General features: G+C 33.6%; 2 protein-coding genes and 1 pseudogene. All 3 read left to right on the top strand.

The genetic code is table 11. From position 1 onward, the window contains the following. A pseudogene (locus tag G485_RS30105) lies at positions 1-644 on the top strand (7-cyano-7-deazaguanine synthase); the annotation flags it as partial. Then, on the top strand, positions 628-1,368 hold the full coding sequence (locus G485_RS0117395) for a TatD family hydrolase (RefSeq protein ID WP_027093549.1): 741 nt from the start codon (positions 628-630) through the stop codon (positions 1,366-1,368). The pseudogene G485_RS30105 and the gene G485_RS0117395, both read left to right, overlap by 17 nt. Positions 1,369-1,659: 291 nt before the next feature. After that, on the top strand, positions 1,660-1,875 hold the full coding sequence (locus G485_RS30100) for a hypothetical protein (protein WP_156922464.1): 216 nt from the start codon (positions 1,660-1,662) through the stop codon (positions 1,873-1,875). Positions 1,876-1,957: the final 82 nt, after the last annotated feature.

Raw genomic sequence — 1,957 nt, 5'->3', positions numbered from 1 at the left:
TTTGCCAATTTTCTATGTTTTCCTTGCAGATAAATTCGACAAAAGTAGCTCAAATCCCTTGTGGAATAAGGATTTTTTGTTCGTTCAGCAAGCCCGAATTAGGAGTTACTCATCAAGTGAAGAATTTCTATTCTGCAATGACAAAAGGGGAAATTGTCGCGGAACACAAAAATAATGTTGTATTTCGAAAGGAATTTAAAGAAACCTTATCTTGTTCTCATCCATGCCAGAGCAGATATGATGGAGTTAGTCCGCCTGTAAACTGTGGTTACTGCTATCCTTGCATCATACGTAGGGCTTCGTTAATCGTCAATGATTTTGTTGATGATCAATATAATCCATATTATAAGTTGAATAGAAGCTTTATTGAGGAAAACAACAATCTTGATGGAAAGGCAAGTGATCTTAAAGCTGTTTTGTTTACGATAAAAAGATACGTAGAAAAAAGACATGATCAATCGTTTATTAGAAGATTGCTTCGTATACAAGGTCCTTTAACAAGTGAGGAATTAGACTCTTACGAGAGAGTTTACAGAGAATCCCTAAAAGAGCTCCTACAAATGATTGATTACGAAGAAGTAACTAATGGCGGGGGATTAAAAAACTATATGGATCTGAAGGAAAGCTATGAAGAACCTTGTTGATTTTCATGTTCATATTGATTACTACCCAGACTATAAAAAAATTTTTAATTTCTATAACAATCAAAAGATCTACGCCCTATTTGTGACGAATTTTCCAGAAGTATTTAATAAAGCCAAAGATGCTTTTCCAGAATCAAAGTACGTAAAATTAGCATTGGGCTATCATCCTGAAATGGTAAACATACGTCCATTCAAACAAAAGTCTTTTGATAAATACCTTGATGAAACTAAATATGTAGGTGAAGTCGGGCTGGACTACTCCAAAGATCATATTAAGAATCGGGATGAGCAACTCAGAATTTTTCGCCACATTTGTCGTAAAACCGCTGATGAGAATAAAATTATGTCTGTTCATTCACGTAATGCAGAATCAGATGTATTGAAATATTTAAAGGAGTTTGGAGTTAAACATGCCGTCTTCCATTGGTATACAGGGAGCATAAAGAATCTACAAGATGTTATTGGATCAAATTATTATTTATCTCTAAATCCATCAATGCTAAGGACAAAAAAGGGAAGGGAAATAATTCGAAGTATACCTTTGCAGCACATCTTGATTGAAACAGATGGACCGCATAGTAAATATAATAATCGTCAGATTATGCCAGACGACATTCCTTCAATTTATCGTGATTTTGAACACTTCTTAGAGGTTGAAAACTTGCGGGAGATTGTTTTTGAAAATCTGAATAGATTGCTTGTGTCTCAACAAAAGAGCCATTAGGGAAATATGGTATTATCCCTGTGGAAGTTATGAGGAATGACAGGGGAAGAGGCTGAAAACAAGACTTATAAATTATGGTGAAAACGTGTCTTTTCGGAAATTAAAGACCCTTTAATGGATAAAATAATTTCTGAACTCTTCTTTTTTCAAAAAGATAGTAAAGTATAATTTTGAATAGTGATATCATATTGATAAACAGGAAGAAGAATGAATCGGGCGATCAAACGGTGACATGACTACATGAATGGATTAATAGGAGAAATTACTATACTTTCACAGGGGAGGATTTGCTTGAAACAAAAAGTATTTATTAATGGAAAACCTCTGACTGTTTATTTTGATAATTATACTGATATAAAATATTCATTGCTCTTATATACAAAAGTCATGAGTATTAGAGACAAAGAAACGGGAGAGAGTGTTCCTATACTATTTGAAAAAGAGCGAATGGATTTTATTAATTTTATATATAGTAAAGACAAACATAAGTTTGTTCAGGCTGTTTAGAAAAGCCCTATTTTAGCTTTTCTACTCGACAGAATTATGGATGGAGCGGATAGTTCGAGGTTCATCCTCGTCTAGAAATAAC

Origin of the sequence: Cohnella thermotolerans DSM 17683 (genome assembly GCF_000429825.1) — a bacterium.
Lineage (GTDB): Bacteria > Bacillota > Bacilli > Paenibacillales > Paenibacillaceae > Cohnella > Cohnella thermotolerans.
The sequence above is the reverse complement of the archived record's forward strand: the minus strand, read 5'-3'. Positions and strand labels throughout refer to the sequence as shown.